Here is a 26,657-nt window from a genome sequence, read left to right on the forward strand (position 1 = left end):
TGACATGTCACAGCTGATCTGGAACGGGCTGTTCGTCGGCTCGTTCTACGCGCTGGTGGCGCTGGGCTACAGCATGGTCTACGGGATCATGAAGCTGCTCAACTTCGCCCACGGCGACATCTACATGCTCGGCGCCTTCACCGGGTTCGCGATCCTCGGCGCGGTGGGAGGCGTCTCGCCGGGCATGGCGCTGCCGGCGCTGCTCGGCGTGCTCGTCGTCACGATGGCCGTCACCGGCCTCTCCGGCGTCGTGCTCGAACGCGTCGCCTACCGCCCGCTGCGAAACGCCCCCCGGCTCTCGCTGCTCATCACCGCCGTCGGCGCGTCGTTCGCGCTGGAGTACGGGATGCGCGCCGCCGCCGGGGCGGACCCGCAGGTCTACCCGCTGCGGCTCGGCGGCACGTCCGTCGAGGTGCTGGGCGCGCGGATCACGCTGCAGCAGATCGCGCTCATCGTCGTGGCCGTCGCCCTCATGGCCGGGCTGAACCTGCTGGTCACCCGCACCCGCGAGGGCCGGGCCATGCGGGCCATCGCCCTCGACCCGCGCACCAGCGCGCTCATGGGCATCAACGTGAACGCGGTGATCTCGCGCACCTTCTTCCTCGGCTCCGCCCTCGCGGGCGCTGCCGGCGTGATGGCCGGGGCCTACTACGGGAAGATTGACTTCCTGATGGGCTTCCTCATCGGGCTGAAGGCGTTCACCTCGGCGGTCATCGGCGGCATCGGCAACATCCCCGGCACCATGCTGGGCGGGCTGCTGCTCGGGCTGCTGGAGTCCTTCGGCACCTACTGGCTCGGCGGCGAGTGGCGTGACGTGTTCGCCTTCGGGGTGCTCATCCTGTTCCTGTCCGTACGGCCGACCGGCCTGCTCGGCGAGCGTGTGACGGAGCGCGTGTGACGGCCCGGAGCGGGACGCGCGCCGGGAGGGGCACCGCGCTCGGCCGCGCGACCTCACGGCTCCTCGACAGCAGGTGGGCCGGGCTCGCCGGGCTGGCCGGCGCCGTGCTCGCCCCGTTCGTGATCGCCACGCCGTACGCGCTGTCGGTCATGACCAGCGCGGCGATCTTCGTGATGCTGGCCTCGGGGCTGAACATCGTGGTCGGGTTCTGCGGGCTGCTCGACCTCGGGTACGTCGCCTTCTTCGCCGTCGGCGCGTACACCAGCGGAGTGCTGAGCACCCGGTTCGACCTTCCGCTGCTGGCCACCGTGCCCGCCGTCATCGTGGTCACCGTCCTCGCGGGCATCGTGATCGGCGCGCCCACCCTGCGGCTGCGCAGCGACTATCTGGCCATCGTCACGCTGGGCTTCGGCGAGATCATCCGCATCACGGCCAACAACCTGGACGTCACCGGCGGGCCGTCGGGCATCTACGGCATTCCCGGCCTCACCGGCAGCCCGGTCGTCTTCTACTACCTGACCGTGGTGATCGTCTCGATCGCCGTCATCGGCGCCTCCCGGCTCGGCAGGTCACGGCTCGGGCGGGCCTGGCGGTTCGTCCGCGAGGACGAGGACGCCGCCGAGGCCATGGGCGTGCACACCTACAAGGTCAAGCTGGCGGCCTACATCGCCGGCGCGGTCTGGGGCGGGCTGGCCGGAGTGCTGTTCGCCGGGCAGCTCTCCGCGATCTCCCCGGGCAGCTTCACGTTCCTGCAGTCCGCCCTCGTGCTCATGGCCGTGGTGCTGGGCGGCATGGGGTCCACCCCGGGGGTCGTGGTGGGGGCCATCGTGATCAGCCTGCTCCCCGAGCTGCTGCGCGACTTCGCCGGCTACCGGTTCTTCGCCTTCGGCGTGCTGCTGATCGTCGTCATGCTGGTCCGCCCGCAGGGACTGTGGCCGCACCGTTCCCGGGAGGCGAGCTCATGACCCCGCTGCCCCGTCGGGAGGCTTTCGAGGGAGACCGGTTCATGACTTTGCCGTCGGTCGAGGAGCTTTCGAGGGAGGCCGGCCCATGACCCTGCTGTCGGTCGAGAAGCTTTCGAGAGGGGCCGGCTCGTGACCCTGCTGTCGGTCGAGGACCTGAGGCTCTCCTTCGGCGGCCTGCTCGCCATCGACGGCCTGTCCTTCACGGTCGGGGAGGCCGAGATCGTCTCGGTGATCGGGCCGAACGGCGCGGGGAAGACGTCCGCCTTCAACTGCGTGACCGGGTTCTACCGGCCCACCGCCGGTCGCGTCGTCCTGTCGGGCCGTGAGATCACCGGCCTGCGGCCGTCCAGGATCGCGGGGCTCGGCGTGGCGCGGACGTTCCAGAACCTGCGGCTGTTCGGTGAGATGTCCGTGCTCGACAACGTCCGCGCGGGGGCCCACCTGTGGCTCAGGCAGAACTTCATCGACGCGCTGCTGCACACCCCGCGCTACCGCCGTACCGAGCGCGAGTGCACCGAGCAGGCCCACCACTGGCTGGACTTCGTCGGCCTGCGCGGGGACCGGTTCGGCGAGGCGCGCTTCCTGCCGTACGGCGAGCAGCGCCGGGTGGAGATCGCCCGCGCCCTGGCCCGCAGGCCGGGGCTGCTGCTGCTCGACGAGCCGGCGGCCGGGCTCAACCACGGTGAGAAGGCCGAGATGCTCGACCTGATCCGCCGGATCCGCGAGCTGGGCATCGCCACCGTGCTGATCGAGCATGACATGGGGCTGGTCATGGAGGTGTCCGAGCGCGTGATCGTGCTCAACTTCGGCCGCGAGATAGCCGACGGCCGCCCCGAGGACGTCCGCCGCGACCCCGCCGTCATCGAGGCCTATCTGGGCAAGGACGACGAGGACCCCGACACCGACGCGGACGCGTACACAGAGACGCGCACGGACACGGACAACGAGACGGACCCGGAAGCGGAGACGGACCCGGGCGCCGAAGCGGGCACCGGGACGGGCACGGAAGCGGAGACCGTCACGGAGACGGAGACGGAGGTGGACCCGGGCACGGACATGGACGCGGGCACGGAGACGGACGCGGGCACGGAGACGGGGACCAAGGCGGGGACCAAGGCGGGGGGAGGCCACGATGGCGGCGCTTGAGGTCGAGGCGCTCGACGTCCACTACGGCGGCGTGCACGCCCTGCGGGGGATGTCGCTCACCGTCAGGGAAGGCGAGATCGTCGCATTGCTCGGCAACAACGGCGCCGGCAAGACGACCACGCTCTCCGCCGTGTCCGGGCTCGTACGCCCGACCTCCGGCAAGATCGTCTTCGACGGCGCGGACGTGACCCGGGCCAGGCCCGAGGCCATCGTCCGCGCCGGGCTGGTGCACGTCCCCGAGGGGCGCCGGGTCTTCAGCACGCTGACGGTGCACGAGAACCTCCAGATCGGCGGCTACCTGGTCCGCGACAAGGGCGAGATCCGCAAGCGCGTCGACCGGGTGTACTCCCTGCTGCCGCGCCTGGCCGAGCGGCGTTCGCAGCAGGGCGGCACGCTGTCCGGCGGCGAGCAGCAGATGCTCGCGATCGGCCGCGCCCTGGTCTCCGGGCCACGGCTGCTCCTGCTGGACGAGCCCTCGATGGGCCTCGCGCCGCTGGTGGTCGCGTCCGTCATGGAGCTGGTCCGCGAGGTGAATGCCGAGGGAGTCTCGGTGCTGCTCGTCGAGCAGAACGCCAAGGCGGCGCTCAAGATCGCCCACCGGGGGTACGTGATCGAGAACGGCGAGTGCGTGCTCGGCGGCTCCTCGGCCGAGCTACGCGGAGACTCCCGCGTCGTCGAGGCCTACCTGGGCGGCGTCTGATGGATAGCAGGACATGGACCGGCACGACGCCCGGAACCGGCACGACGCGGGGAACCGGCACGACTCCCGGGACAGGTACGACCGCCGGGACAGGTACGACGCGGGGAACCGGTACGACGCGGGGAACCGGTACGGCACCACGGAGTGGCGGGGTTCTGGGCATGGGCGGGGAGATCGAGGTCCGGACGATCGACTACCACACCGGTGGCGAGCCGTTCCGTATCGTCACGGCAGGCGTTCCGGAGATTCCCGGCGCCACGGTGCTGGAACGCCGGACGAACGCCTCCGCGCCCGAGATCGACCGCGTACGCAGGCTGCTCTGCCACGAGCCGCGCGGCCACGCCGACATGTACGGGTGCTTCCTCGTACCGCCGGACGACGCGGGCGCCCACCTGGGGGTGCTGTTCTGGCACAAGGACGGCTACTCCACGGCCTGCGGGCACGGCACGATCGCGCTGGGCGTCCACGCGGTGGAGTCCGGCCTCGTCCAAGCCGATCCCGACGGGGACACCGACGTGGTCGTGGACGTTCCGTCCGGCCGGGTCACGGCACGGGTCCACTGCTCGGGCGGGGTGATCGAGTCGGTGACCTTCCGGAACGTCCCCTCCCACGTCACCGCCCGGAACGTCCCGATAACCGTCCCCACCGCCGCCCGTACCGGAGCACCAGGAGCCGCTGGAACCGGAGCCGCGGAGGCCCTCCACGTCTCGGGAGCCACCCGAGGAGCGGCCGAGGTCGCGGTCGATATCGCCTACGGCGGGGCGATGTACGCATCACTCCCGGCGGGGGCCTTCGGGCTGAGTGTGGAGCCGCGTCACCTGACCGACCTCATCGCCCTCGGACGCGCCGTCAAGGCGGCGCTCAGGGACCACCCGGCCGCCCGGCATCCCACCGACGACCGGCTCTCCGGCATCTATGGAGTGATCTTCTACGACGAGCTCGGCCCCGGCCACCAGCGCAACGTCACCGTGTTCGCGGACGGCGAGGTGGACCGTTCCCCGTGCGGCTCGGGGACGGCCGCGCGGCTCGCCCTGCTGCACGCGGACGGGTTCACCGGCGAGTTGACGCATGACAGCATCGTCGGCACCACGTTCACCGGGAGGGTCGCCGAGGTGCGCGGCGACGCGGTGATCCCGGAGATCACCGGGATGGCGTATCGCACCGGCTCGCACCGGTTCGTCCTCGACCCCCGCGATCCCGTGGGCCCGGGGTTCACGCTGCGATGAGCGTGCTGCCGTACATCGACGGGGACACCCTGCGGCGCCTGGTGCCGATGGAGCATGCCGTGTGGGCGCTTTCCGAGGCGCTCCTCGGCGGCCTCGACCCTGAGGAGGGCCCGCGCCGCCCGGTCGTGGACGTGCCAGCCGGGCAGTTGCTGCTGATGCCCGCCGCGTACGGCCGCCACGCGGGGATCAAGGTGGCGAGCGTCGCCCCGGCGAACCCCGGCAGGGGGCTTCCCCGGATCCAGGGCACCTACCTGCTGCTCGACGGCGCAACCCTGACCCCGCTGGCCGCCATGGACGGCGTCGCGCTCACCTCGCTGCGCACTCCGGCCGTCTCGGCGCTCGCCGTACGGCACCTGGCCCGGCCGGACGCGCGGTCGCTCACCGTCTTCGGCACCGGGCCGCAGGCATGGGCCCACGTCGAGGCGCTCCGCACCGTACGGCCCATCGAGCACGTCACCGTCGTCGCCCGGAATCCGGCCAGGGCCCATGACCTGGTCACCCACTGCGCCACCCTCGGCCTGACGGCGAAGGTGGTCCCGGCGGTGGGGGTGGCCGATGCCGTGGCGGGGGCGGATGTGATCGCGTGCTGCACGAGTGCGCGGGAGCCGCTGTTCCCCGGCGCGCTGGTGGCCGACGGTGCGCTGGTCGTCGCGGTCGGCTCGCACGAGCCGGACGCCCGCGAGATCGACGGCGAGCTCGTCGCCCGTGCCACCGTGGTGGTCGAGTCCCGTACGGCAGCGCTGGCGGAGGCCGGGGATGTCATCATGCCGATCCGGTCGGGGCTGATCGGCGAGGACCATCTGGCGGGCGGCCTCGCGGAGCTGGTGAACGGCGCCGTCCAGCCCGGTCCGGGACCGCGCGTGTTCAAGAGCGTGGGCATGGCCTGGGAGGATTTGGTCGTGGCGGCCGCCGCCCACGACGCGTGGGCGGGCCGATGAGCCCGGGAGGAGATGCCGGCATGGCGAGCGGGTCCGCGCGGGGTGCGGCGTGAGCGAGGAGGGCAGGCTCGACCTGCCGGTCATGGCCGGGCGCCAGAGCCTTCGCGAGCAGGTGGCGCAGGCCCTGCGTGACGCCCTGGTCGCCGCCGAGATGCGCCCCGGCGTCGTCTACTCCGCCCCGGTGCTCGCCGCGCAGTTCGGCGTGTCCGCCACCCCCGTGCGCGAGGCGATGCTCGACCTGGCCAAGGAGGGCCTGGTCGAGGCGGTGCCCAACAAGGGGTTCCGGGTCACCGAGCTGTCCGAGCGCGACCTGGACGAGCTCACCGAGATCCGCAGGCTCCTTGAGGTGCCCACGGTGGCGCGCCTGGCCGACGCCTCCCGCGCGGACGACTTCGAGGCGCTCCGGCCGGTCGCCGAGGAGATCGTCTCGGCGGCGGAGCGCGGCGACCTACTGGCCTATGTCAACGCCGACCTCCGCTTCCACGTGGAGCTGCTGGGGTTCGCCGGCAACGCGCATCTGGTCGAGATCGCGCGCGACCTGAGATACCGCGCCCGGCTGTACGGCCTGAAGACGATGTTCGAGCGGGGCACCCTCGCCGACTCCGCCCGCGAGCACCTCGCCATCCTGGACGCCCTGGTCAGCGGCGACGCGGACGCCGCCAGGACCGTAATGGACCACCACATCCAACACATCCGCGGCATCTGGGCCGACCGCCCCGAGTGACCCGACTCGGCGCAGTGCAGGGCCTGGGGCACGCGAACTGATTCCGATGTTCTTCTCAGCGCGCCGGTATGACGGACAGGTCTAAGCACTGCCTCAACAATTCCTCAACACGAGCCGACCTATCTTCCTCTCACTGAGCACCACAAGGCACGACAAGAGAGGAAGACGATCATGACCATCCGCCCGCGTTACTCGCTGGCCGCGTTGGCCCTCGTCACGACCGCCTCCGTCGGCATGCTCGCGACGGCGACCGCTCCGGCGAACGCTGCAACCCCCGAGACCCGCACGAGCGCCGGTCACGCGGCCGTGCGGGGCCCGGCGTCTCAATCGCAGTCAGCGCGGCAGCTCGGCACCTGCATGTGGATCGGCAAGCCCTACGGTCAGAAGATCGGCGGAAAGTGGCACGTGGTGGGCCAGGGAGGTGCCACTTGCAGCAACGGCCTGGGCGCCGGTAGGGGCTTCATCGAGATCGAACTGCAGCAGAAGCGCGCGTGGGGCTGGGACGGCCGGCAGACGAAGACTCTCTGGGGAGCCGGGACAGCTCATCCGAGGGCCAAGTGCAAGAGCTTCGGGTGGTACACCTGGCGAACCGTGGCGAGCGTCTACGGCTGGAACGGGAGAAACTACTCCCGCGTCGGGCTCAAGACCTCCTCCACCTGGCGGACCCGCTGCTAGTTGCCCGTCTTGCCCGTCACCCGGCCGTGGCCGGGTAACGGCTCCAGCTTCGGATGGGTGAACCGGTGAACAGCACCACTGATCCCCGCCGGCGGTGACGAGGCGTCTCACGCGCTGCCCTTCATGTGTGAGACGCCTCGGGATCCTCACGGGCGGGCAGCAACCGCGGACGCGCGTCGGCTTCGTGCCGCATGCGGTTCGGCAGAACTTCGCGGGCGTAGCCGGCGTCTAAAGGACGTAAGTGATCAGATATGGGGGTTGGCGCATGGCGTTGGCTTCAGCCCTGCTTGATGGGGATCCTTCCCGGTTGGGGGATTTCTGGCTGGCCGGACGGCTGGGAGCCGGAGGCCAGGGAGTGGTCTATGAGGCCTACGACGCCGAAGGCACCCGGGTGGCCATCAAGGTGCTGCACGGCGACGCCGCGAGCGACCCTGATCTGCGCTCCCGGTTCGGCAGGGAAGCCTCCGCCGCGCAACGGGTCGCCTCCTTCTGCACCGCCCGCGTCCTCGCGGTCGATCTGGACGCGCCCAAGCCCTACATCGTCAGCGAGTACGTCGAAGGACCCAGCCTGCGCCGCGCCGTCATGGACGGACGCCCCTTCATGGGCGACGACCTGCACCGCCTGGCCACCGCCGTCGCCACGGCCCTGACCGCCATTCACGTCACCGCCTTCAGCCCGGCCGGCGACCTGGTTGCCGTCACCCTCATCGACGCGCGGAACCATTTCCGCCTCCTGCGGCTTCCCGGGGGCGAGCCGGTGGCGCGGCGGTGGCACGACTCCGAGACCTGCGCCAGGAACGCGGTGGCGGTGGCGTTCAGTCCCGACGGACATACCCTGGCCTGCGGCACCACCTCGGGTATCTCCCTTGTCGACGTACGTACCGGACGATCCCTCCCTAATCAGCCCGGCGTGGGATGGGACTCGAATGGCGGTCGTATCCGGTTCAGCTCGGACGGACGCTTCATGCTGGCCGAAGGGGCGACCAACGTGCGGCTCATCCGGGTCGCGGACGGCGACACCTTGCTGACCTACCCTGGTGCGCCGGAAGACGCCGGCTTCGACGGCACGACGCTGCGCTTCCTCACCGACAACATGGTGGTGGACGTCGACATCTCCGACCTCGTCGATCCGGTAAGGCTTCCCGGCCCGGCACCCGATACCGCGGTGTTCAGCCCGGACGGCCGCCTTCTCGTGACGCACGGCGAAAACTCCCGGTCACTGGTGCTCTGGGACGTCGCGCGGCACCGGACCTTCGGCTCGCCGATACGGCTCAGCAGCGGGGACAGCCTGGACCCTCAGCCCACGTTCAGCGGCGACGGACGGCTCCTGGCATCCGTCGACGGCTCGAACGAGGGAGCCGTGAGCGTGTGGGACACCCAGAAGGGCACGCGTGTCGCGAGCATCAAGCTGACCGGAGACTGGTATCCGCACTCCCTCGCCATGAACGCCGACGGCTCTCTGCTGGCGGTGGGCGCGTCCACGGCCACCGGTGACGATCAGGAGGGGCGCGGCCGGCTCCTCCTGTGGGACCTGCGGCGTGGCCGCTGGAGCGGGTCGATCGACCTTCACAACGATGTCGCGGTCGTGTTCCGCCCCGGCACCACGATGGCCGCCGAGGTCGAAGGCCCCTCCAACCGGCTGCTGGATCTTTCCACGGGACGGGAGTCGGGTCCGGCCCTCGGCCCGGAACGCCTCCGGGACCCGCTCGTGACGCTCGCCTTCAGCCCGGACGGGAACACCGTGGCCATCGATTCCGTCGCAGGGCTCTCGTTCTGGGACGTGCGCACCGGGTGGAGACGCGGGCCGAACGTGCGCTCCGACGGGGTGAGCCACATCTTCTTCTCCCCGAAGGGCGACGTGACGGCGTCAGTCGACACCGGCTCGAACGTACAACTGTGGGACGTCGTCACCCCCCGCAAGCTCGGCTCGCCGTTCCGCGGTGGCGACGCCGACCTCAGGTCGGCGGCCTTCGACTCCGGCGGCTCGGTGCTCCACACCATCGACGCCGAGGGCGTCCTGCGGGACATCCCCGTCGCCCCATCACGCGTCGCGGCGGCCGTGTGTGCGCGGGCCGGCCGTACGCTGACGGACGCCGAGTGGCAGAACTACCTTCCGGGCGTCCCATACAGCGACCCGTGCCCGTAAGGCCCTTAGCTCGTCACGATTCTGATCGACGACGGCCTACGGCGTGGGCCCGCTGCTGGCCAGCGTCTCCCGCGCGGACGACTTCGAGGTGCTCAGGCCGGTCGCCGAGGAGATCGTCTCGGCAGTCGAGCGGCGCCCATGCCAGCCCGGATGGATCATTCAAGATCTACGAGTTGCCGGAACCGTACCCAGCGGTCGCCTACGTCTCAAGTCCTGCGGGCGCGATCTACGTAGAGGCGGAAAAGGCCGCGAGGCTTATGCTCAAGTTCGACGGAATCCACCGTGATGCACTTGAAACGGATAAGTCGGTCGAGCTGATCGCGTCGGTCGCCGAAGAGCTTGGCTGACGTCCGGAGACCCGCACCGAGTGGGAGGCCTTCATCTCAGGAGTGCGGGCCGGCGAGTTCGACTTCACTGACCTCATTCCAACCTGACGCGGCAGGTCACGGGCTGGTTGTCGTGCCCGTGGCGGGGTCTCGGCACGCCCGTAGGGGTGAGCTGCTGGCTCGAAAGGCGCCATCGTTGGGGTGAGCGTCTCTGTGGCTTAGTGGAGCGAGCGGTCCACTGGCAGGGTCGCGGTCAGTTCTGCAGGGGGAGCAGTTCGCGGGTGAAGTCGTCCAGCCAGGGGCCGATGTCCACGGGGCCCTGGGCGGGGCGTACGACGAACTTGGTGATGCCTTCGGCGACGTACCGCTGGATGATGTCGCGGGCGGCGTCCCAGCCCACGGGGACGAGGGTGGCGGGGTCGGCGCCGGGACGGCGGCGCAGCAGCGCGGCGGTCAGCTCGTCCGGGATGGCCGTGGCGGCTACGGGCAGGCTGACGCCGAAGTGGTCGGGCTCGATCTCGCGTCCGGCCTCGGCGGCGTGGGCCTCGATGGTCTCCCGGCCGGCTCCGGCCTCCTCGGGGGTGAGGAAGCTGGCGAGCCACCCGTCCGCGAGCCGCCCGACGCGGCGCAGGGCGACGGGGCCGCTGCCGCCGAGCCAGATGTCCAGCGGCTTGGCCGGTCGCGGGCCGATCTCGGCGTCCTGGACGCTGTGGAAGCGGCCCTTGAAGGTGACCGGGCCCTCCTCGCGCAGCAGGAGCCTGAGCAGCTCCATCGACTCGTCGAACACCGCGCCACGGGAACCGCCGGGCACCGGGAAGAGCTCCTTCTCCTCCGGCCGGGCGGGCTGGAGGCCGAAGGCGGGCAGGACCCGCTTGGGGGCGAGCGCGGCCAGCGACGCGAGTTGCTTGGCGACGAGCACGGGATTGCGCCCGGGCAGGATGGCGACGCCGGTGCCGACCTTCAGCCGCCGGGTGCGGGCGAGCGCGTAGCCCATCCCGACGAAGGGCTCGACCGACGAGCCGAAGACGATCTCCGACAGCCACAGCGAATCCACGCCGGCGGCCTCGGCGCGGTCGACCGTCTCGGCGAACCGGCCGGCGCCGTCGCCCGGTGGGGGAGCGATCCCGATCCGAACCTTCATGCGCCCATTCGACCACAGTCCATTCAGCGAACTCAGGCTGCCCACCGGGTTTACCTCCGGTAAACCTATTGACTCGGTAGGTAATTAGGGGAAGCCTGGTCGAGTGTGTCAGAGGGTGAAACGTCCAACGACTTCGGAGGCTCGCATGAGCGTCACCGATGAACTCCTCGCCAACGCCGAGCGCTACGCGGCGACCTTCGACAAGGGTCGTCTCCCGCTTCCTCCGGCCAAGGGAGTGGCCGTCCTGGCCTGCATGGACGCGCGCCTGAACGTGTACGGGCTCCTCGGCCTGTCCGAGGGCGACGCGCACGTGATCCGCAACGCCGGAGGGGTGGTCACCGCCGACGAGCGCCGCAGTCTCGCCATCAGCCAGCGGCTGCTCGGCACCCGCGAGGTCATCCTCATCCACCACACCGACTGCGGCATGATCACCTTCACCGACGACGGCTTCAAGAGCGCGATCGAGGCCGAGACGGGGATCAAGCCCGACTGGTCGGCCGAGGCTTTCACCGACCCCGACGAGGACGTCGTCCAGTCGATCGGCCGCATCAAGGCCGATCCCTTCATCCCGCACAAGGAGTCCGTGCGGGGCTTCGTCTACGAGGTGGAGACCGGCCGCCTCCGCGAGGTCAAGGCCTGACGCCCATGGCGGGAGGTCAGGACGTACGGGTGGCGCCCACGGAGGCGATGACCACGCAGCCGATGGCCGCCCACTCGCGGACGTTCAGGATCTCTCCGAGGACGATGAGGCCGACCAGGGCGGCCGCCGCCGGCTCCAGGCTCATCAGGATGCTGAAGACTTGCTTGGGCATCTTGCGCAGGGCCTCCAGCTCCAGGCTGTAGGGGATCACCGAGGAGAGCAGGCCGACGCCCGCGCCCAGCAGGATCAGCTCCGGGCTGAGCAGCCCGGAGCCGCCGGTCACCACCCCGACCGGCGCGATGACGACGACCGCGACGATCATGGCGAAGGACACCCCGGTCGTCCCGGGGAACCGTCCTCCGGCGGCGGACGACAGCAGGATGTACCCGGCCCAGCAGGCGCCCGCCAGCGCCGCGAAGCCGATGCCGACCCAGCTCAGGCCGCCGCTGTCGCCCCAGGGCGCCAGCAGCAGGATGCCGGCGGCGGCCAGCGCCACCCACAGCAGGTCCAGCCGGCGGCGCGAGGCCGCGACCGCCACCCCGAGCGGGCCGAGGAACTCGATGGTCACGCAGATGCCCATCGGCAGCCGGGCGAGCGCCTCGTAGAACGAGAGGTTCATCACGCCGAGCGTCACGCCGAACGCGAAGCCGACGGCGAGGTCACGCCGGGTCAGGCCGCGCAGCCGGGGCCGGGCCACGACCCCGAGGATCACCGCCCCCGCCGCGATGCGCAGGAACACCACGGCGCTCGGCGGAAGCTGCGTGAAGAGGTTCTTGGCCAGGCCCGCGCCGATCTGGACCGACAGGATCGCCAGCATCACCAGCCCGGACGGGGGCACGGCGCCGGCGGCCGTCCGTACGAAGGCTCCTGGCCGGACGCGGTCCGGGCGGTACGGCCCGGCGGACGCGGAGATCGACGGCAGCGTCATCGGGGGTTCTTCTCGCGTTCCTCGCACACGCTGGTGCGGTCGGGGGGATGCCGGGGGTCTACGTCACTCCCAGCGGAAGGTGCGGGAGGCCAGACCGAGGGTAACGGCCGCCCAGACCAGCAGCACGAGCAGGTCCCTGATCGGGAGCCCGCCGCCGTGGGCGAGCACCGAGCGCAGCCCATCGGTCAGCGCGGTGATCGGCAGCAGCTCCACGACGGCACGTAAGGCGTGCGGGAACGCGGTGACCGGGACGACCACGCCGCCGAGGCCGAGCAGCACCAGGTAGACCAGGTTGGCGGCGGCCAGGGTGGCCTCGGCGCGCAGCGTTCCCGCCATGAGCAGCGCCAGCCCGCTGAAGGCGGCCGTGCCGGCGAGGATCAGGATCAGCGCCCACAGCGGGTCGCCCTGAGGGTGCCAGCCCATCGCGAGCGCCACGGCGGCGATGACGACGATCTGGAGCACCTCCACGGTGATCACCGCGAGGGTCTTGGCGAGCATCAGCCCGGTACGCGACAGGGGAGTGGCCCCGAGGCGTTTGAGCACCCCGTACCGCCGCTCGAACCCCGTGCCGATCGCCTGCCCCGTGAAGGCCGTGGACATGATCGCGAGCGCGAGCACGCCGGGCGCCACGAAGTCGATGCGCCTGCCCGGCACCTCAAGCAGCGGCGCGGCCGAGAACCCGACCAGCACCAGGATCGGGATGATCAGCGTGAGCAGGAGCTGCTCCCCGTTGCGCAGCACGGCCCGCACCTCGGCGCCGGCCTGGGCGAGCACCATGCGCGGCAGGGGCGCCGCCCCGGGCGAGGGCGTGAAGTCGAGGGCGGCGGTCACCGCGGTTCTCCGTTCCCCATCCCCGTACGGCCGGGGACGGCGGTCTTCCATGAAGGACTGGGGACGGCGGTCATCGGAGTTCCCTTCCGGTGAGTTCCAGGAAGACGTCCTCCAGGGTGCGGCGCTCCACGCTGAGGTCGTCGGCGGTGACGCCCTCGGCCGCGCACCAGGCGGTGACGGTGCCGAGGAGCTCGGGGCCGACGTGGCCCTCGATGACGTAGTGGCCGCTCGGCGACTCCTTGGCGGCGCTTCCCGCGGGCAGCGCGGTGAGCAGCTCGTCGAGATCGAGCCCGGGGCGCGCGCGGAAGCGCAGCTGCCTCTCGGCGCCGGTGAGCGACTGCGGGCTTCCCTCGGAGACCACCGTGCCGCGGTCGATGATGACGACCTTGTCGGCGAGCTTCTCGGCCTCGTCCATGTGGTGGGTGGTCAGCACCGTCGACACCCCGCGGGCGCGCAGCTCGGCGATGACGTCCCAGCAGGCGTGCCTGGCCTGCGGGTCGAGCCCGGCGGTGGGCTCGTCGAGGAAGACCAGCTCAGGGCGGCCGATGACGGCGGCGGCGAGCGACAGCCGCTGCTGCTGCCCTCCGGACAGGCGGCGGTACGGCGTGCGGGCGTGCTCGGTGAGGCCGAGCCGTTCGAGAAGGGCGCCGGGGTCGAGGGGGTGGGCGTGGAACCGGGAGACCAGCCGCAGCCACTCGCCCGCGCGGATCGCCGGAGGCACGCCGCCGGACTGGAGCATCACGCCGATGCGCGGCTTGAGCTCGGCCGCCTGGCGTATCGGGTCGAGGCCGAGGACCCGCACCGTGCCGCCGTCGGCCCTCCTGAACCCCTCGCAGATCTCGACCGTGGAGGTCTTCCCGGCGCCGTTGGGCCCGAGGATCGCGGTGACCGCGCCACGCTCGGCGTTCAGGGTCAGACCGTCGATCGCGACAGTGCGGCCGTATCGCTTGACCAGGTCGGTGAGCGCGACGGCTGGGGAGTCCATGGTGACGAGTTTAGGGACCGCGCCACGTGGTTCCTTCGGCGGACCACGGCCCCCGTGCCGCGTGGCGGTAAAGGTTGGGAGCGCCTCCCGCCAAGGCGCGTCGCCGGCCCCTCCCGCGCCTCCCTTCCCGTGTGACCCTGGCCGTGTCCCGTGCCGCGCGACCATGTCCGCTCCGGCGGGCGCGGTCTCCGGCGGGCATCCGAGCGAGACGCGAGCGGGCGCCGACGGCATGGGCGAGCGACGCGACATCCGCCGACAAGGAGGCCCGGGATGCCGACGCGTACCGGTTACAAGCCCGGCGTGCCCTGCTGGGTGGACCTTTCGAGCACCGACCTCGGCACGTCGGTGGCCTTCTACGAGGGGCTGTTCGGGTGGCGGGCGGAGTTCGACCCCCACCCCGACTCGGGCGGGTACGGCCGGTTCCGGCAGGGCGGCAAGCTCGTGGCGGGCATCGGGCCGACGTTCGGCGAGGACGTCCCCTCGGCGTGGAACACCTACATCGCCACCGGCGACGCCGAGTCCGTCGCCGAGAGGGTCAAGGAGGCGGGAGGCCGTGTCGCCGTCGGGCCCGTCCAGGTCTTCGACGAGGGCACCATGGCGGTCTTCCAGGACCCGGCGGGGGCGACGTTCATGATCTGGCAGCCCGGCAGGCACTACGGCGCCCAACTCGTCGACGAACCGGTCGCGTACTGCTGGAACGAGCTGGACTGCCGTGACGTCGTGGAGGCCAAGGCGTTCTACCCGGCGGTCTTCGGCTGGGGATCCCGTAGCGCCACCGGCGCCACGGGCGTGGAGTACACCGAATGGCTGGCGGACGGCAGGCCGGTCGCCGGCATGACGGCGATGGGCGACAGGTCCCCCGCCGAGGTCCAGGCGCGGTGGCTGGTGTTCTTCGCCGTCTCCGACTGCGACATCGTGGCGGCCCTCGCCGAGGACCGCGGCGGCAGGATCCTCCAGCGTCCCGAGGACCTCCCGGCGGGACGGTACGCCATCATCGCCGACCCCCTCGGCGCCGTCTTCGCCGCCATCACCCTCAAGCCCACCCACTAGCCGACCGGTTTCATCCAGGCCGCCGCGTGCGTCGATGCCGAAAAATAATCTTTATATGGGAATTAAGTAGTCTTTAATCTGGTTCATGTCCCCTTGGCCCCTGTGGGCTGTTCAAGCACTCACACGCCTGAAGGGGACCGCATGACCGTGACCATCCAGCAGGACGAGGCCGTCGAGGCCTCAGGTGACGGTAAGGCGAGTAAGGGGCGGCGACGGGGCCTGCTCCTGCTGATCCTCGGGGCGCTGTCGGCGATCGGTCCCCTGTCCATCGACATGTACCTGCCCGCGCTGCCCGCCATCCGGGGGGAGATGCTCACCGGGGCCGCCCAGGTCCAGCTCACGCTGACCGCGTGTCTCATCGGGGTCTCCGTGGGGCAGGTGATCGCCGGACCGCTGAGCGACGTGCGCGGGCGGCGCGTTCCGCTGCTCGCCGGCGTCGCCGCCTACGCGCTGACCTCGCTGCTGTGCGCCTTCGCGCCCTCGGTGAACGCGCTGATCGGGCTACGCCTGCTCCAGGGCATCGCGGGCGGCGCGGCGCTGGTGATCGTGCGCGCGGTCGTCCGCGACCTCTACGACGGTCCCGCCATCACCCGGATCTTCGCCACGCTGATGCTGGTCAGCGGCCTCGCCCCCATCGTGGCCCCGGTCGCGGGCGCCCAGCTTCTGATGGTGACCTCCTGGCGGGGTGTGTTCGTCACCCTCAGCGTGGCCGGGCTGCTCCTCCTGCTCGCCGTGCTGCTGGGCGTGCGCGAGACCCTCCCCGCGCGGGAGCGGAGCGGCGGCGGCCTGCGGCACACCGTCTCGACGTTCGGCCTCCTGGTCCGCGACCGCTCCTTCATGGCGGGCGCCCTGTCCGGCGGGCTCGGCTTCGCCGGCATGTTCGCCTACATCTCCGGGTCGCCGTTCGTGCTCCAGGAGATCTACGGGGTGTCGCCCACCGGCTTCTCGCTGATCTTCGGCCTCAACGCCCTGGGCCTCACCCTGATGGCGCAGGTGGGCGGGCGGCTCGCCGGACGGGTGTCCCCGGCGGCCCTGGTGCTCGCCGGCCTGCTGGTGAGCCTCGCGGGCGCCGCCGGCCTGGTGGCGGGAGTCGCCGCCGGCCTCGGGCTGGCCGCGGTGGTCGTGTCGCTGTTCGTGCTGATGTGCGGCGTGGGCCTGTCGCTGCCCGGCTCGGGCGCGCTGGCGCTGGCGGGCCAGGCTCCGCAGATCGCGGGCAGCGCCTCCGCCCTCCTCGGGGTGCTGCAGTTCGCGCTGGGGGCCGTGGCCGCTCCGCTCGTGGGTCTCGGCGGATCGGGTTCGGCGCTTCCCATGGCCCTGCTCATGGCCGGGCTGACCGCGGCGGCCCTGGTGGCCTTCCTGGTGCTCGGCGGCAGGACCGCCCCCGCTCCGCGGAATGTCCGGGCGGCTCCGGTCGTTTCCACCCGGGACGGGCTGCCCCTGGACTCCGAGGCGCCGTCCAGGGACGTTTCCGCAGGTTAGGTAAGCCTTACCTGCGTGACTAACCACATGCGGGCAACCCGGACATCCAGTTGTGTGCCGGGAAGGAATTACGGCACACTGATGTTGTGAAAAACGTGACTGGGATGACGCACGCCGAAAAAGGCGCGGAGCGCGGCACGCGCGCACGCGTCGCTCGGCTGATCCTGGAGCACGGCCCGATCAACGCCGCCGCGCTGGGCGAGCGGCTCGGGCTCACACCGGCGGCCGTGCGTCGTCATCTCGACGCTCTGCTCGCCGAAGGCATGATAGAGCCTCGCACGGCGCGGCCTCGCGGGCAGCGGGGGCGCGGGCGTCCCGCCAAGCTGTTCGTGATCACCGACGCCGGGCGTAGCGCCTTCGAGCACGCCTACGACGGCCTGGCGGGCAGCGCGCTGCGCTTCCTGGCGGAGCGCGTGGGCGAGGAGGCCGTGGCCGAGTTCGCCAGATCCCAGATGAGCGGTCTGGTCGGGCGCCTTGAGCCCGTGATGCGCGAGGTGCCCGCCGACCAGCGGGTGCGCATGCTGGCCGAGGCCCTGACGGCGGACGGCTACGCCGCCTCGGCCACCCAGGCCAAGTCCGGCGGCGAGCAGCTCTGCCAGCATCACTGCCCGGTCGCGCACGTGGCGGCGGAGTTCCCGCAGCTGTGCGAGGCCGAGACCGAGGCGTTCGGGCAACTGCTCGGCACACCCGTGCAGCGCCTGGCGACGATCGCCCACGGCGACGGGGTGTGCACGACACACGTGAGCCCGCGCGCCCTCGCCTCACAGAGGAACGTACCGATGAACCCCCGGCGGAGCGCGACCGTAGACACGTCAGACGGCTCCGACGTGACCATAAGCACTTCGCGGAACGCGATTGAGAGCAAGGAGACCGGAAGGTGACTGTCACCGACCGCCCGGAGCTTGAAGGCCTCGGGAATTACAAGTTCGGCTGGGCCGACTCCGACGTGGCGGGCGCCACGGCGCGCCGAGGCCTGTCCGAGGACGTCGTCCGCAATATCTCCGCGCTGAAGAGCGAGCCGGAGTGGATGCTCGACCTCCGCCTGAAGGGCCTGCGGCTCTTCGGCAAGAAGCCCATGCCGAGCTGGGGCTCCGACCTCTCGGGCATCGACTTCGACAAGATCAAGTACTTCGTCCGCTCCACCGAGAAGCAGGCGGCCACCTGGGACGAGCTCCCGGCGGACATCAAGAACACCTACGACAAGCTCGGCATCCCCGAGGCGGAGAAGCAGCGCCTGATCGCCGGCGTCGCCGCGCAGTACGAGTCCGAGGTCGTCTACCACAAGATCCGTGAGGACCTCGAGGAGAAGGGCGTGATCTTCCTCGACACCGACACCGGTCTCAAGGAGCACCCCGAGCTCTTCAAGGAGTACTTCGGCTCGGTCATCCCGGTGGGCGACAACAAGTTCGCCTCGCTGAACAGCGCGGTGTGGTCGGGCGGCTCGTTCATCTACGTGCCGCCGAACATCCAGGTCGAGATCCCGCTCCAGGCCTACTTCCGGATCAACACCGAGAACATGGGCCAGTTCGAGCGCACGCTGATCATCGTCGACGAGGGCTCCTACGTTCACTACGTCGAGGGCTGCACGGCGCCGATCTACTCCTCCGACTCGCTGCACAGCGCGGTCGTGGAGATCATCGTGAAGAAGAACGCCCGCTGTCGTTACACGACCATCCAGAACTGGTCGAACAACGTCTACAACCTGGTCACCAAGCGCGCCGTGGCGTACGAGGGCGCGACCATGGAGTGGATCGACGGCAACATCGGCTCCAAGGTCACGATGAAGTACCCCGCCGTCTACCTCATGGGCGAGCACGCCAAGGGCGAGACGCTGAGCGTCGCGTTCGCCGGCGAGGGCCAGCACCAGGACGCGGGCGCCAAGATGGTGCACCTCGCGCCCAAGACCTCCTCGACGATCATCTCCAAGTCGGTCGCGCGGGGCGGCGGCCGCACCTCCTACCGCGGTCTCGTGCAGATCGAGGAGGGCGCGGCGGGCTCGGCGTCCACCGTCAAGTGCGACGCGCTGCTCATCGACCAGATCAGCCGCTCGGACACCTACCCCTACGTCGACGTCCGCGAGGACGACGTCTCCATGGGGCACGAGGCCACGGTCTCGAAGGTCTCCGACGACCAGCTGTTCTACCTCATGAGCCGCGGGCTCAACGAGGACGAGGCCATGGCGATGATCGTCCGCGGCTTCGTCGAGCCGATCGCGCGCGAGCTTCCGATGGAGTACGCCCTGGAGCTCAACCGCCTGATCGAGCTGCAGATGGAAGGAGCGGTGGGCTGACCATGGGCCTCGACACCAAGCCTCTCTCCAAGCTGCACGGGAAGTCCTCCTACGACCTCGCGGACTTCCCCGTCCCCACCGGCCGCGAGGAGATGTGGCGGTTCACGCCGCTCTCCCGCCTGCGTGGCCTGCACGACGGCACGGCGCCGGTCACCGGCAACGTCGTGGTCCACGTGGAGGCCGCGCCGGAGGTCTCGGTCGAGACCGTCGGACGTGACGACGCCCGCATCGGCAAGGCGTACGTGCCCACCGACCGCGTGAGCGTCCAGGCGTACACCTCGTTCGAGAAGGCCACCGTGATCACGGTGCCGAAGGAGGCCGTGACCTCCAAGGCGACCGTGATCAGCCTTCGCGGCGAGGGCGGCGGCGCCGCGTACGGCCACATCGTGGTCGTCGTCGAGCCGCTCGCCGAGGCCGTGGTCGTGCTCGACCACCAGGGCAGCGCGGTCTACGCCGACAACGTCGAGTTCGTCGTCGGCGACGGCGCGACGCTCAAGATCGTCAGCCTGCAGGACTGGGCGCCGGACGCCGTGCACGTCTCGCAGCACCACGCCCACCTCGGCAGGGACGCGACGTTCAGGAGCTTCGTCGTCACCATGGGCGGCGACCTCGTACGCATGTCGCCGTCGGTGTCCTACACCGGGCGCGGCGGCGACGCCGAGCTGAACGGCCTCTACTTCGTGGACGCCGGCCAGCACCTCGAGCACCGCCTGCTGGTCGACCACAGCGTGCCCGACTGCCGGAGCAACGTCGACTACCGCGGCGCGCTCCAGGGCGATGAGGCGCACGCCGTGTGGATCGGCGACGTGATCATCCGCGTCGAGGCCACCGGCACCGACACCTACGAGCTCAACCGCAACCTCATCCTCACCGACGGCGCCCGCGCCGACTCGGTGCCCAACCTCGAGATCCTCACAGGTGAGGTCGCGGGGGCCGGCCACGCCTCGGCGTCGGGCCGCATGGACGACGAGCACATCTTCTACCTCCAGGCGCGGGGCATCCCGTACGACGAGGCGCGCCGCCTGGTCATCCGCGGGTACTTCGCCCAGCTGATCGAGAAGATCGAGGTCGAGGAGATCCGCGACCGCGTGCTCGCCGCGGTGGAGGCGGAGCTCGCGCGATGACGTTCGTGAAGGTCTGCTCCCTCACCGACCTCCCCGAAGAGGGCGTCGTGGGCGTCGAGGTGGAGGGCAAGCCCGTCGCGCTCGTCCGCAAGGACGGCGAGGTGTTCGCCCTGCACGACGTGTGCTCGCACGCCGAGGTGAGGCTGAGCGAGGGCGAGGTGTACGACGACACGCTGGAGTGCTGGCTGCACGGCTCGTGCTTCGACATCCGCTCCGGCAAGCCCACCGGCCCGCCCGCGACGCGGCCGGTCCCTGTCTACCGAGTGAAGCTCGAAGGCGATGACGTGCTCGTCTCGCTCGACAGCGCTGACAATGACGAAAATGGGGAGTCTTAAGTGTCCACCCTGGAAATTCGTGACCTGCATGTCGCCGTGGAGGACAAGGAGATCCTGCGCGGAGTCAATCTGACCGTCCGCGCGGGGGAGACCCATGCCCTCATGGGCCCCAACGGCTCCGGCAAGTCGACGCTCGCCTACGCGATCGCCGGTCACCCGAAGTACACCATCACCTCCGGCACGGTGACCCTCGACGGCGAGGACGTGCTGTCCATGACGGTCGACGAGCGCGCCCGCTCGGGCCTGTTCCTCGCCATGCAGTACCCCGTCGAGGTGCCCGGCGTCTCGGTGTCCAACTTCCTGCGCAGCGCCGTCACGGCCGTGCGCGGTGAGGCGCCGAAGCTGCGCGTGTTCACCAAGGAGCTGAAGGCCGGCATGGACGCCCTGTCCATCGACAGCGCCTTCGCCCAGCGCAACCTCAACGAGGGCTTCTCCGGCGGCGAGAAGAAGCGCCACGAGATCCTCCAGCTCGAGCTGCTCAAGCCGAAGATCGCCATTCTCGACGAGACCGACTCCGGCCTCGACGTCGACGCCCTGCGCGTCGTCTCCGAGGGCGTCAACCGCTTCGGCGCCGCCGGTGACACCGGCGTGCTGCTGATCACGCACTACACCCGCATCCTGCGCTACGTGAAGCCGGACTTCGTTCACGTCTTCGCGGCCGGCCGCATCGTCGAAGAGGGCGGGCCCGAGCTCGCCGACAAGCTCGAGGCCGAGGGCTACGAGCACTACACGAAGGCGAGTGCATGACAGACAGCATGTTCGATGTGGAGAGGATCAGGAAGGACTTCCCGATCCTCTCCCGCGAGCTGCCCGGCGGAAGGCCGCTGGTCTATCTTGACTCGGGCAACTCCTCGCAGAAGCCCGCACTGGTCATCAACACCATGCGTGACCATCTGGAGCAGCACTACAGCAACGTCGGCAGGGCCCTGCACGTGCTGGGAAGCGAGTCGACCGAGGCCTACGAGGGCGCGCGCGACAAGGTCGCCGCCTTCATCGGCGCTCCGGCCCGCGACGAGGTCATCTTCACCAAGAACGCCTCCGAGGCGCTCAACCTCGTGGCGTACGCCTTCGGCAACCCCACCAACACCGACGAGCGGTTCAAGCTCGGCCCGGGCGACGAGATCGTCATCTCCGAGATGGAGCACCACTCCAACATCGTGCCGTGGCAGCTGCTGGCGCAGCGCACCGGCGCGACGTTGCGCTGGTTCCCCGTCACCGACGAGGGCCGTCTCGACCTCTCGGGCCTGAACGACCTGGTCGGCGAGCGCACGAAGATCGTGTCGATCGTCCACCAGTCGAACGTGCTGGGCACGGTCAACCCGGTCGCCGAGGTCCTGGCGCGGGTCCGCGAGGTCGGCGCGCTGATGATGCTGGACGCCTCCCAGTCGGTGCCCCACCGGGCCGTCGACGTCGCGGCGCTCGGGGTCGACTTCGTGGCGTTCACCGGGCACAAGATGGTCGGCCCGTCCGGCATCGGGGTCCTGTGGGGGCGGCACGAGCTGCTCGACGCCATGCCGCCGTTCCTCGGCGGGGGCGAGATGATCGAGGCGGTCTGGATGGACCACTCGACGTTCGCCCCGGTGCCGCACAAGTTCGAGGCCGGCACGCCGCCGATCGTCGAGGCGATAGGGCTCGGCGCCGCCGTCGACTACCTCTCCGCCATCGGCATGGACGAGATCCAGCGCCACGAGCACGAGCTCACGGTCTACGGCCTGTCGGCCCTGGGCGAGTTCCCGGGGCTGCGCATCATCGGTCCCACGACGGCCGAGGAGCGCGGTGGCACTCTTTCGTTCACGATCCCCGGCATACACCCCCATGATGTGGGGCAGATCCTCGACGACCAGTTCGGCGTCGCCGTGCGGGTCGGGCACCACTGCGCGCGCCCGCTGCACCTGCGCTTCGGAATACCGGCGACCACGCGGGCGTCTTTCTACTTGTACAACACCACGGACGAGATCGACGCGCTGGTCCGAGGCCTCCACCACGTCCAGAAGGTGTTCGGGTAAGACATGATCGCCGAGTCGCTGTACCAGGAGCTGATCCTGGAGCACTACAAGCACCCGCAGGGCCGGGGCCTGCGTGAGCCGTACGACGCCGAGGTCCACCACGTGAACCCCACGTGCGGCGACGAGGTCACGATGCGGGTCAAGCTGGGCGATGGCGGTAAGGTCGAGGACGTCTCCTACGATGGTCAGGGCTGTTCGATCAGCCAGGCCGCCGCGTCGGTGCTTCACGAGCTGACCACGGGATCGACCGTCGAGGACTCCCTCGTGGTCGTCGACGAGTTCACCCGGCTCATGCAGGGCCGGGGCCAGGTGGAGGCCGATGAGGACGTGCTGGGGGACGCCGTGGCGTTCGCCGGCGTGGCCAAGTATCCGGCCAGGGTCAAGTGCGCCCTGCTGGCCTGGATGGCCTACAAGGACGCGGTGGTGAGGAGCTCAGCGTGAACGCACGTGAAGAGCGTGTCGATGGCAGTGGCAGGCGGGTGGCCGGAGTGGCGATAGGCGAGGAGGCGGCGTGAGCAAGCCCGTGGAGACCCCCACCGGGTTCGACGGTGATACGACGCTGGAAGAGGTCTTCGAAGCCCTCAAGGACGTCGTCGACCCGGAGCTGGGAATCAACGTTGTTGACCTCGGCTTGGTGTATGGTGTGAATCTTGACGCCGGAGATTCTGGCGCGGCGCCGGTCGCGACCCTCGACATGACGCTGACCAGCGCGGCCTGCCCGCTTACCGATGTCATCGAGGAGCAGGCACATTCCGCTCTGGAGGGCATGGTCTCCGACGTGAAGATCAATTGGGTCTGGCTTCCCCCGTGGGGGCCTGACAAGATCACTGATGATGGGCGCGAGCAGCTTCGCATGCTCGGCTTCAACGTCTGATCATCTAAGGTCCCGGTCACCGCCGGGACGGCGTTCCATCCGCCGGGTTCTGCGCGTGACGTTCAACGGGCGTCTCTCCCGGCCCTTGCTCGACTGTGGTACGGCCGTGTCCGGCGCTTGACCGCCGGACGGTGGCCGCACCCGCTTGATCGCGGCCCGACCAGGTTGGGTTAGACTCCGTGTCGCCCATGATGAGTGGTGCTCGCGTGTCGCGATGAACGCACCACTCGGCGTCCCCCCGGACGCCCATGTGTTCCAGTACGGCGCACGCCGTACGCCCCGGCTCGTCCTTTCGCAGAAGTGACGTGCCATGTCTCTTCGATCGAAAGGCACGACATATCGTGACCAGCATTAACGCCGCCATGCCCGCTAACGCCCTGACCGGCGCCGGGCACGATGAGGCGGCGCCGACCGCGCTGCCGGACCAGGCGGTGTCCGGCAACACGGGCCCCGTGACCGCGGCTCCCGCCGGCTCCGCCGAGGCGACGACGGGTGAGACCCCCGCCGGCCCGTCGGAGTTCACCCTTCTCGGCCTCCCCAAGCCCCTGGTGACGGGCCTCGCCCGCCAGGGCATCGCCAGCCCGTTCCCCATCCAGCGGGCCACCATCCCCGACATCCTCTCGGGCCGCCACGTGCTCGGCCGGGGCCAGACCGGCTCGGGCAAGACCCTGGCGTTCGGCCTGCCGACCATGGCCCTCGTCGCCGGCACCAAGGCGGCCCCGCGCCGCCCGCTCGCCGTCGTCCTGGTCCCCACCCGCGAGCTGGCCATGCAGGTGACCGACGCCCTGGAGCCCCTCGGCCGGGGCCTGTACCTGCGCATGAAGACCGTCGTGGGCGGCATGTCCATGGGCAGGCAGATCGAGGCCCTGCGCCGCGGCGTCGAGATCGTCGTCGCCACTCCCGGGCGGCTCACCGACCTCATCCAGCAGGGCGAGTGCTCGCTGGAGGACGTGCGGGTGACCGTGATCGACGAGGCCGACCACATGTGCGACCTCGGCTTCTTCCCCGTGGTCAGCGCCCTGCTGGAGCAGACTCCTTCCGACAGCCAGCGCCTGCTGTTCTCCGCGACCCTGGACGGCGACGTCGACAAGCTCGTCCGCCGCTTCCTCAAGGACCCGGTGACGCACTCGCTGGAGCCGGCCACCTCGTCGGTCGTCACGATGGAGCACCACGTGCTCCAGGTGACCCGCGACGACAAGTTCGCCATCACCGCCGAGATCGCCAACCGCGAGGGCCGCACGATCATGTTCGTGCGCACCCAGCACGGCGTCGACCGCCTGGTGAAGCAGCTCGCCCGGGTCGGCGTCCGCGCCGGAGGCCTGCACGGCGGCAAGCGGCAGAACCAGCGCACCCGCATCCTGGCCGAGTTCCGCGAGGGCACCATCGGCGTGCTCGTCTGCACCGACGTCGCCGCCCGCGGCATCCACGTGGACGACGTCAGCCTGGTCCTGCACGTGGACCCGCCCATGGACCACAAGAGCTACCTGCACCGGGGCGGCCGTACGGCCCGCGCCGGGGAGCGCGGCACGGTCATGACCCTCGTGCTGCCGAACGAGCGCCGCTCCACCGAGTCGATGACCCGCAGGGCCGGCGTCGAGCCGTTCCGCCTGAAGGCCACGCCGGGCCACCCGCGCCTGGCCGAGGTGGCGGGTGCCCAGCAGCCGAGCGGCGTGGAGATCCCCGTGTGGGAGCCCGCCGCCCCGGCCGCGAAGCGCCCCCGCCGCGAGGGTGGCGGGCACGGCGGCGGCGACCGCCGTCCGCGCCGGTTCCACGACCGTTCCCGCGAGGACGGCGAGCGCCGTGACGGCGGCCTCCAGGGTCAGCGTCCGGCCGAGGGCTACCGCTCGGGAACGCGCGGCACGGAGTCCCGCGGCGACGGCCGTCCCGAGCGTCGTCCGGAGAACCGCGGCGAGTTCCGCGGCTCGCCCGGCACGCGCGGCTCGGGCTACCGCGGCGGCCGCTCGGGCACGGGCTCGTCCGACCGCTCCGGCGGTCGCGGCTACGGCCGCTGACCTTCCTTCTGGAAGGCCGGCCCGGCTGAGACCGGCTGATCGTTGAGAAGGCCCAGGACGGCACCCCGCCGGCCTGGGCCTTCGTCATGCGGCCACAGGTCAGGGCAGGGCGGGTGGGGGAGCGGTGCTGCCGCGCGGGGTCAGGCGGGCGGCGCCGTCCTCGAACCCCGCCACCAGGCCGCCCTCGATCAGCGACAGCAGGCGCTGGGCGGCGTGCGCCCCGTACGCCGGGATGTCGCGGGTCAGCGCGGTCAGCGGCGGCCTGACCACCTGCGACAGCGGCGAGTCGTCCCAGGCGACGATCGACAGGTCGCCCGGGACGTCCAGACGCATCTCCTGGGCCACCGACAGCCCCGCCACCGCCATGATGTCGTTGTCGTAGACCACGGCGGTGGGCCGGGAGGCCGAGCTGAGCAGCCGCCTGGTCGCGCGGGCCCCCTCCTCGCCGGTGTAGTCGGTGTGCACGGTGCGGGCCTCGGACAGGCCGAGCTCCGCGCAGACCGCGCTGAAGGCCTGGTCACGGAGCACGGTGTGCACGAGCTTCGGCAGGCCGGCCACCCGGGCGATGCGGCGGTGGCCCAGCGCCGTGAGGTACTGCACGGTCTCGCGGACTGCCGCGCCGTCGTCGGACCAGACGGGCACCAGCGACCCCGACTCCGAGGGGTGGCCGAGCACCACCACCGGCATGCCGAGGGACTCCATCTCGCTCACGCGCGGGTCGGCGAAGTGCAGGTCGACCAGGATCGCGCCGTCGACGCGGCCCTCGCCCCACCAGCGGCGGTAGACCGCCATCTCCTCGTCGTGGTCGGTGACCACCTGGAGCATCAGGGCGTACGAGCGGGCGGAGAGCTCGCCCTCGATGCCGCTGATCAGCTCCATGAAGAACGGCTCGACGCCGAGGAAGCGGGCCGGGCGGCACAGGGCGAGCCCCACGGTGTTGGCCCTCGCGCCGTTCAGCGCCCGGGCGGCGCTGTTGGGCCGCCAGCCGATCTCGTCCGCGATGGCCAGGACGCGGGCCCGCGTGGACGCGGAGACCCCGGGCTGGCCGTTCAGGGCGTATGACACCGCGCCCTTGGAGACGCCCGCCCGCCTGGCGATGTCAGCGATCGTCGGTCGCTTCACAGGGCCCCCTCGCTGAACCGGTCTAGACCAAGCGCGACTGTCCGTACCTTACTATGCCGCCGCGCCGGAGTAATCGCTCACGGTGGCCGGCAGCCG

The 26,657-nt window shown here is 70.7% G+C and carries 27 protein-coding genes; 22 read left to right on the forward strand and 5 right to left on the reverse strand.

Going from position 1 to position 26,657, the window contains the following annotated elements; translation table 11 throughout:
* Positions 1-4: 4 nt before the first annotated feature.
* From ACOZ38_RS16785 to ACOZ38_RS16830, 10 genes are all read left to right on the forward strand, one after another.
* A complete protein-coding gene (locus ACOZ38_RS16785; RefSeq protein ID WP_424531673.1) occupies positions 5-898 on the forward strand; it encodes a branched-chain amino acid ABC transporter permease in 894 nt (297 codons plus the stop codon).
* The gene (locus ACOZ38_RS16790; RefSeq protein WP_424531674.1) at positions 895-1,863 is read left to right on the forward strand and encodes a branched-chain amino acid ABC transporter permease; all 969 of its coding nucleotides are present in this window, start codon (positions 895-897) and stop codon (positions 1,861-1,863) included. The genes ACOZ38_RS16785 and ACOZ38_RS16790 overlap by 4 nt, the downstream gene beginning before the upstream one ends.
* 129 nt (positions 1,864-1,992) lie before the next feature.
* On the forward strand, positions 1,993-3,009 hold the full coding sequence (locus ACOZ38_RS16795) for an ABC transporter ATP-binding protein (RefSeq protein WP_424531676.1): 1,017 nt from the start codon (positions 1,993-1,995) through the stop codon (positions 3,007-3,009).
* Entirely contained in the window at positions 2,996-3,709 is a 714-nt protein-coding gene (locus ACOZ38_RS16800; RefSeq protein ID WP_405147829.1) for an ABC transporter ATP-binding protein, read from the forward strand. The genes ACOZ38_RS16795 and ACOZ38_RS16800 overlap by 14 nt, the downstream gene beginning before the upstream one ends.
* A 161-nt stretch (positions 3,710-3,870) precedes the next feature.
* Complete coding sequence (locus tag ACOZ38_RS16805; protein ID WP_424531678.1) at positions 3,871-4,935, forward strand: proline racemase family protein; 1,065 nt, start codon at positions 3,871-3,873, stop codon at positions 4,933-4,935.
* Entirely contained in the window at positions 4,932-5,873 is a 942-nt protein-coding gene (locus ACOZ38_RS16810) for an ornithine cyclodeaminase family protein (protein ID WP_424531679.1), read from the forward strand. The genes ACOZ38_RS16805 and ACOZ38_RS16810 overlap by 4 nt, the downstream gene beginning before the upstream one ends.
* 49 nt (positions 5,874-5,922) lie before the next feature.
* On the forward strand, positions 5,923-6,597 hold the full coding sequence (locus tag ACOZ38_RS16815; protein ID WP_424531681.1) for a GntR family transcriptional regulator: 675 nt from the start codon (positions 5,923-5,925) through the stop codon (positions 6,595-6,597).
* 171 nt (positions 6,598-6,768) lie between these two features.
* Positions 6,769-7,272 carry a hypothetical protein gene (locus ACOZ38_RS16820; protein ID WP_424531682.1) on the forward strand — a complete coding sequence of 168 codons (504 nt, stop codon included), beginning with the start codon at positions 6,769-6,771 and terminating at the stop codon, positions 7,270-7,272.
* A gap of 307 nt (positions 7,273-7,579) precedes the next feature.
* Positions 7,580-9,418 (forward strand): protein kinase family protein, encoded by a 1,839-nt coding sequence (locus ACOZ38_RS16825; protein ID WP_424531683.1) that lies wholly within the window; start codon positions 7,580-7,582, stop codon positions 9,416-9,418.
* Positions 9,419-9,591: 173 nt separating this feature from the next.
* Complete coding sequence (locus ACOZ38_RS16830; protein ID WP_424531684.1) at positions 9,592-9,765, forward strand: hypothetical protein; 174 nt, start codon at positions 9,592-9,594, stop codon at positions 9,763-9,765.
* 232 nt (positions 9,766-9,997) lie between these two features.
* On the opposite strand, the gene ACOZ38_RS16835 is transcribed toward ACOZ38_RS16830, so the two are convergent.
* Positions 9,998-10,885 carry a TIGR03854 family LLM class F420-dependent oxidoreductase gene (locus tag ACOZ38_RS16835; protein WP_424531685.1) on the reverse strand — a complete coding sequence of 296 codons (888 nt, stop codon included), beginning with the start codon at positions 10,883-10,885 and terminating at the stop codon, positions 9,998-10,000.
* A gap of 145 nt (positions 10,886-11,030) precedes the next feature.
* Here ACOZ38_RS16835 and ACOZ38_RS16840 point away from each other — a divergent pair, with 145 nt between their 5' ends.
* Entirely contained in the window at positions 11,031-11,525 is a 495-nt protein-coding gene (locus ACOZ38_RS16840) for a beta-class carbonic anhydrase (RefSeq protein WP_424531687.1), read from the forward strand.
* A 16-nt stretch (positions 11,526-11,541) separates the two neighbouring features.
* Here the strand turns inward: ACOZ38_RS16840 and ACOZ38_RS16845 are convergent, their stop codons facing one another.
* The 3 genes from ACOZ38_RS16845 to ACOZ38_RS16855 all read right to left on the reverse strand — a co-directional run bounded on the left by ACOZ38_RS16845 (position 11,542) and on the right by ACOZ38_RS16855 (position 14,269).
* On the reverse strand, positions 11,542-12,453 hold the full coding sequence (locus tag ACOZ38_RS16845) for an EamA family transporter (protein ID WP_424531689.1): 912 nt from the start codon (positions 12,451-12,453) through the stop codon (positions 11,542-11,544).
* Between the two features lie 63 nt (positions 12,454-12,516).
* Positions 12,517-13,230 carry an ABC transporter permease gene (locus ACOZ38_RS16850; RefSeq protein ID WP_424537032.1) on the reverse strand — a complete coding sequence of 238 codons (714 nt, stop codon included), beginning with the start codon at positions 13,228-13,230 and terminating at the stop codon, positions 12,517-12,519.
* A gap of 124 nt (positions 13,231-13,354) precedes the next feature.
* Entirely contained in the window at positions 13,355-14,269 is a 915-nt protein-coding gene (locus ACOZ38_RS16855; protein WP_424531691.1) for an ABC transporter ATP-binding protein, read from the reverse strand.
* Positions 14,270-14,539: 270 nt separating this feature from the next.
* Between ACOZ38_RS16855 and ACOZ38_RS16860 the strand changes: the two genes are divergently transcribed.
* The 11 genes from ACOZ38_RS16860 (at position 14,540) to ACOZ38_RS16910 (ending at position 25,439) form a co-directional block, all read left to right on the forward strand.
* Complete coding sequence (locus tag ACOZ38_RS16860) at positions 14,540-15,319, forward strand: VOC family protein (protein ID WP_424531693.1); 780 nt, start codon at positions 14,540-14,542, stop codon at positions 15,317-15,319.
* A 141-nt stretch (positions 15,320-15,460) separates the two neighbouring features.
* Positions 15,461-16,798: a multidrug effflux MFS transporter gene (locus tag ACOZ38_RS16865; protein WP_424531695.1), complete on the forward strand. Its 1,338-nt coding sequence runs from the start codon at positions 15,461-15,463 to the stop codon at positions 16,796-16,798.
* Positions 16,799-16,902: 104 nt separating this feature from the next.
* Complete coding sequence (locus tag ACOZ38_RS16870; protein WP_405147861.1) at positions 16,903-17,679, forward strand: helix-turn-helix transcriptional regulator; 777 nt, start codon at positions 16,903-16,905, stop codon at positions 17,677-17,679.
* The gene (gene sufB / locus ACOZ38_RS16875) at positions 17,676-19,088 is read left to right on the forward strand and encodes a Fe-S cluster assembly protein SufB (RefSeq protein WP_405147863.1); all 1,413 of its coding nucleotides are present in this window, start codon (positions 17,676-17,678) and stop codon (positions 19,086-19,088) included. The genes ACOZ38_RS16870 and sufB overlap by 4 nt, the downstream gene beginning before the upstream one ends.
* Positions 19,089-19,090: 2 nt before the next feature.
* Positions 19,091-20,212, forward strand: coding sequence for a Fe-S cluster assembly protein SufD (gene sufD, locus ACOZ38_RS16880; RefSeq protein WP_405147865.1), 1,122 nt, complete (start codon positions 19,091-19,093; stop codon positions 20,210-20,212).
* Positions 20,209-20,547 carry a non-heme iron oxygenase ferredoxin subunit gene (locus ACOZ38_RS16885; protein WP_424531698.1) on the forward strand — a complete coding sequence of 113 codons (339 nt, stop codon included), beginning with the start codon at positions 20,209-20,211 and terminating at the stop codon, positions 20,545-20,547. The genes sufD and ACOZ38_RS16885 overlap by 4 nt, the downstream gene beginning before the upstream one ends.
* Complete coding sequence (gene sufC, locus ACOZ38_RS16890) at positions 20,548-21,294, forward strand: Fe-S cluster assembly ATPase SufC (RefSeq protein WP_424531700.1); 747 nt, start codon at positions 20,548-20,550, stop codon at positions 21,292-21,294.
* On the forward strand, positions 21,291-22,553 hold the full coding sequence (locus ACOZ38_RS16895; protein ID WP_424531701.1) for a cysteine desulfurase: 1,263 nt from the start codon (positions 21,291-21,293) through the stop codon (positions 22,551-22,553). The genes sufC and ACOZ38_RS16895 overlap by 4 nt, the downstream gene beginning before the upstream one ends.
* A 3-nt stretch (positions 22,554-22,556) precedes the next feature.
* Positions 22,557-22,994, forward strand: coding sequence for a Fe-S cluster assembly sulfur transfer protein SufU (gene sufU / locus ACOZ38_RS16900; RefSeq protein WP_405147872.1), 438 nt, complete (start codon positions 22,557-22,559; stop codon positions 22,992-22,994).
* Between the two features lie 70 nt (positions 22,995-23,064).
* The gene (locus tag ACOZ38_RS16905; RefSeq protein ID WP_405147873.1) at positions 23,065-23,427 is read left to right on the forward strand and encodes a metal-sulfur cluster assembly factor; all 363 of its coding nucleotides are present in this window, start codon (positions 23,065-23,067) and stop codon (positions 23,425-23,427) included.
* Positions 23,428-23,768: 341 nt separating this feature from the next.
* Positions 23,769-25,439 carry a DEAD/DEAH box helicase gene (locus ACOZ38_RS16910; protein ID WP_424531704.1) on the forward strand — a complete coding sequence of 557 codons (1,671 nt, stop codon included), beginning with the start codon at positions 23,769-23,771 and terminating at the stop codon, positions 25,437-25,439.
* A gap of 99 nt (positions 25,440-25,538) precedes the next feature.
* On the opposite strand, the gene ACOZ38_RS16915 is transcribed toward ACOZ38_RS16910, so the two are convergent.
* Positions 25,539-26,561: a LacI family DNA-binding transcriptional regulator gene (locus ACOZ38_RS16915; protein WP_424531705.1), complete on the reverse strand. Its 1,023-nt coding sequence runs from the start codon at positions 26,559-26,561 to the stop codon at positions 25,539-25,541.
* Between the last annotated feature and the right edge of the window lie 96 nt (positions 26,562-26,657).

The sequence above is a fragment of the Sphaerisporangium viridialbum genome (genome assembly GCF_049674955.1).
In the GTDB taxonomy this organism is placed as follows: domain Bacteria; phylum Actinomycetota; class Actinomycetes; order Streptosporangiales; family Streptosporangiaceae; genus Sphaerisporangium; species Sphaerisporangium viridialbum.